Source organism: Coleofasciculus sp. B1-GNL1-01, assembly GCF_040220235.1.
GTDB lineage: Bacteria > Cyanobacteriota > Cyanobacteriia > Cyanobacteriales > Coleofasciculaceae > Coleofasciculus.
This window is the reverse complement of the sequence record NZ_JAVJTO010000125.1, coordinates 1-4,041: the sequence shown is the minus strand read 5'-3', so window position 1 is coordinate 4,041 and position 4,041 is coordinate 1. Positions and strand designations below refer to the sequence as shown.

The window sequence follows — 4,041 nt, the reverse complement described above, 5'->3', positions numbered from 1 at the left end:
TCCAATTTCAACTTGTGGACAACTTATGGTTCTACCTAGCTGTTCAAGTACCTGTTCTCCCGACGACAGCATCAGAGTTTTTACCTTGTTGGCGGACAGCTTATGCTTCCACTTTGGACAGGATATGGTTCAAGTGACAAGCCCTGAAGCAACAAGCCCAAGACTGGTTAAATAATTTGAAGCCCCATTCTGAGGAAGGGCTTTGGTTTGAAGAGTTTTCCTATAGCTATTCTTCCAAACTGGAAGCCGCGATGGATTATCTGCAAGCGCTGCGGGAAACGCCGTGAGGGGGAGATGGGGAAGATGGGGAAGATGGGGGAGATGAGGGCGGGTTTTGAACCGACGTGATCATCAATAAGCTGTTCGGCATTTAAACCTTAATGTCAATAATGGCGAAAGCCTTGTAGTGCGTTTAGCGAAGCCATGCCGCTTCCCCATGCAAAAAAAGCGAAGCATCCTCTGGCTTCCCCCTTTTAAAGGGGGACGGGAGGGGGATCTATAAGGGGGACGGGAGGGGGATCGACAAGGGGGACTTTGATCTACTGTACTTTATTACAGCGCAAAGAGCTGTAATTCCTAGGTTAGTGTATTGGTAGTTCGATGATAAATTCTGTTCCTTGACCTGGTTCGGAACTATAGCTGAGTTTACCGCCATGTTTTTCCACAATAATGGCATGGGCGATCGATAACCCTAAACCTGTGCCGACGCCTACAGGCTTAGTCGTAAAGAACGGGTCTAATATGTGCTTTTGTAAGGTTTTGGAAATACCAATGCCATTATCAGCAATGCGAATGACTACAGAAGCAGAATGTCTATCATTTTCGTCTGCTGTATTTCCTCTAATCTCTGCCTTGTTTCCACTACCATGGATGTCTTCAACTGGAGTAGATAGACAATGATGATCGGGAGTGATAACGCTAGTACGAATGGTGATAGTTTGGTTTCCATCTAAATGTCGATAATGTTTTTTCTTCTGTTCCAAGGCATCAATGGCATTATTGAGTAAATTCATAAACACCTGATTGAGATGACTGGGATAACATTGAATCTGAGGAAGTTGACCATAGTCTTTAATGATCTGTATTTCTGTGGGAAAGACGGTCTTTTTTAATCGATGTTGTAAAATAAGCAGAGTGCTATCGATCCCATCATGAATATTGACGAACTTCTGTTCTGCTTCATCTAAACGCGAGAAGTTGCGTAAAGACAGAATAATTTTCCGGATACGTTCTGCTCCATCTTGCATAGAATTGAGCAGGTTAGGAAAGTCTGCTTTTAAGAAATTCAGATCCATCCTCTCAATCTGATCTTGGATTTCGGCTACAGGTGCTGGATAGTGTTGGCTATAAAGTTCGAGTAATTTGAACAAATCTAAGGCATAGTCCTGAGCATAGGTAACATTGCCATAGATAAAGCTGATCGGATTATTAATTTCATGGGCGATACCTGCCATCATCTGACCCAAACTGATCATTTTTTCATTTTGAACCAGTTGAGCTTGAGTGTTTTGCAGTTGGCGTAATACTTGCTTGAGCTTTTTGTTTTTGAGTTTTAATCGGCTTTCCGACTGGCGCAAGGCTTCTCGGGTTTGCTTTTGCTCACTAATATCGCGACCTTCGGGAATCAAGAGTACCACTTGTCCGGTTTCATCGGTTACAGGTTTGAGGGAAAAATCAATCGTGATTACCTGGTTATTCGCGCCAACAACCTCCACTTCATAGCGCACAAATTCACCCATCGCCGCCGCCGCGATCGCATCTTTTAATTGGTTCTGGATTTCCGGCGAATGACTCCACCATTTCGTTTGCCAAAATGGACGCCCTGCTACGTCTTCACGCCGTAATCCGCCAAAATTTAACATGGTTTGATTGGCTTCTAAAACGGTACCATCGGGTTTAAGTAATCCAATAAATTGAAACGTTGCATCAAAAATAGCCCGGAATCGCCGTTCACTCTCTCGCAATGCATTTTCCGCCTGTTGGCGTTGGGTGGATTCCTCATGGGTATCGCTAACATCGGTAATCATCCTCAACACGCCAACAAACTCACCCTGAGCGTTTAAAATGGGCGTAGCAGACACAATTGCCCATAACTCTGAGCCATCTTTACGGCGAAACTTAAACGGGTGGCGCTCGTGGATTCCGTGGCGACGACGCAAGATATAAGTTGAATAAAGAGGACGACTTTCTGCATCCATGAAATCAAAGAGCGATCGCCCGATCATTTCTTCAACATGATAACCCAACATTTCCGCCATACGAGAATTAGCAAAAACGGTTTGGCTGTTCACATCAAACATCCAAACCCCCTCTGACGCTGTTTCCACCATCAAGTGATAGAGTGCGTCAGATTCCTGAATAGTTTCTGACGGTTGCATCGTATGGCTAACGTGACCCTCAGGTTGACGCTGGCTAATATCTAGGATGATTCCATCCAACCAGAGAAGTTGTCCAGTTTCGTCAAAAATTCCCTGTCCTTTGTCACAAATCCAAACAACAGATCCATCTGATCGCACAATCCGATACTCCAACCAATAAGGCTGTTTATGAGTTAGCTGTTTTTCAAGCGCTTGTTCAATAATTGGTTTATCATCAGGATGAATAATACTAATCAAAGACCGTTCTCGATTCTTAATAAAATCACTAGCGGGATAACCGCAAATATCCTCAATGGCGGGAGTAATAAATCGGGTTGTCCACTGAGAATCCCCGGCGCGGCGGTAAATCGCCCCAGGAATATTGGTCACAAGATGACTTAAACCTGCTGCATTTTGCTCTGAACCCTGGAGGTTAGGGTGATCGAGTTCAGTTAAATCGAGAAAGGTTGGTCGTTCTACCATTGTTGTTGCTAGACTTGAGGACATAATTCAACTCAACAAGAGTAATGAGCTAGGTGGACAGGATCGAGAAGTTCTCTAAAAAAACTTCTTTTTTAGCACAAACACTTGATCCGAGTCAAGTTGTATTGAACTAGAGTGAATCTTTTCTCAAGTGCAGTGTGGTGGAAATAACTATCCAGTTAAAAAAGGTGCAACAGCTTACTGTATAAGCGTTCTTCCCTTCTGCCTGGTTGGTGAGCGTTCGACTGAGCGCTCACGCCGAAGTCCTGTCGAACCACTGCCTTCTTGCACTAGCAAGATATGGCTGATAAAAAATGCTAATGTTGTCGGTTGAATTAAGAAATATCGGCAGAGCCTTCTCGTTTCCCTTTGCTGTTCCCGCAGGGGAGAGTAACTCCACGGAGCGGGTTAACTTAGAGATTGAGTGCATCCTGATCGACGCCGACACGCTCCTAGCTGTGCTGTTGTCCTGGCTAAACCAACTTTTTCCCTGTAAGCACAACGGATTGTGTCTGTACCTGTTATCCTTCTCCCTCCAGTCTTAACCAACAATTTTCGGTCTTGTGGTGGCAGCTAAAAGGATTTGTTTATATTACTATTATGAAGGAGATTTAGCCACTCTTTCATCAGTAATTACTATTCTTTCAATAATTTAAATGTATGGGTACTTCAGGGTAGTCATAAATTAATACAAAGGAGAAACGCTATTGATTCCATTGTTCGCACATTTCTCGCAAATTTTCACGGACAGTGATTGTATTGGGATGGTCATCCCCCAGCAGGCGCTTTGTCAACTCTAAAGCTTGCTTCAACCGAGGTTCAGCTTCTCCATACCTTCCCTGTGAATAGTAAAGATATGCCAGATTGTTTAGAATGGCTGCTACATTGGGATGGTCATCACCCAGCAGGCGTTTTGTCAACTCTAAGGCTTGCAGAGACAAAAGTTCGGCTTCTCCATACCTTCCCTGTGATGTGTAGAGTAGAGTCAGATTGTTCAAACTGCTTGCCCCAGATAAACTGCTTGCCACAGATAAATGGTTATCACCCAGCAGGTGTTTACTTACAGCGGTTTTCAAGTTGATAGACTACAGTAGCAGCAGTGAATAAACCAATTTTTCAAATTTTCATCAGTGACCATGCTAATATGTTGAGCAATGGCACATTCTAATTCTTCACGAGTTTGTGGCTTTATTTTCCGGAG

Annotated in this window: 2 protein-coding genes and 1 pseudogene; 1 reads left to right on the top strand and 2 read right to left on the bottom strand. The window is 43.8% G+C overall.

Annotation, left to right across the window (positions count from 1 at the left end; genetic code table 11):
• Positions 1-137 precede the first annotated feature (137 nt).
• Positions 138-287: pseudogene (locus RID53_RS30085) on the top strand (salt stress protein, Slr1339 family); the annotation flags it as partial.
• A gap of 294 nt (positions 288-581) precedes the next feature.
• On the opposite strand, the gene RID53_RS30080 reads toward RID53_RS30085, so the two are convergent.
• A complete protein-coding gene (locus tag RID53_RS30080) occupies positions 582-2,864 on the bottom strand; it encodes a PAS domain S-box protein (protein WP_446391589.1) in 2,283 nt (760 codons plus the stop codon).
• 680 nt (positions 2,865-3,544) lie between these two features.
• Positions 3,545-3,916 carry a tetratricopeptide repeat protein gene (locus RID53_RS30075; RefSeq protein WP_446391588.1) on the bottom strand — a complete coding sequence of 124 codons (372 nt, stop codon included), beginning with the start codon at positions 3,914-3,916 and terminating at the stop codon, positions 3,545-3,547.
• Positions 3,917-4,041: the final 125 nt, after the last annotated feature.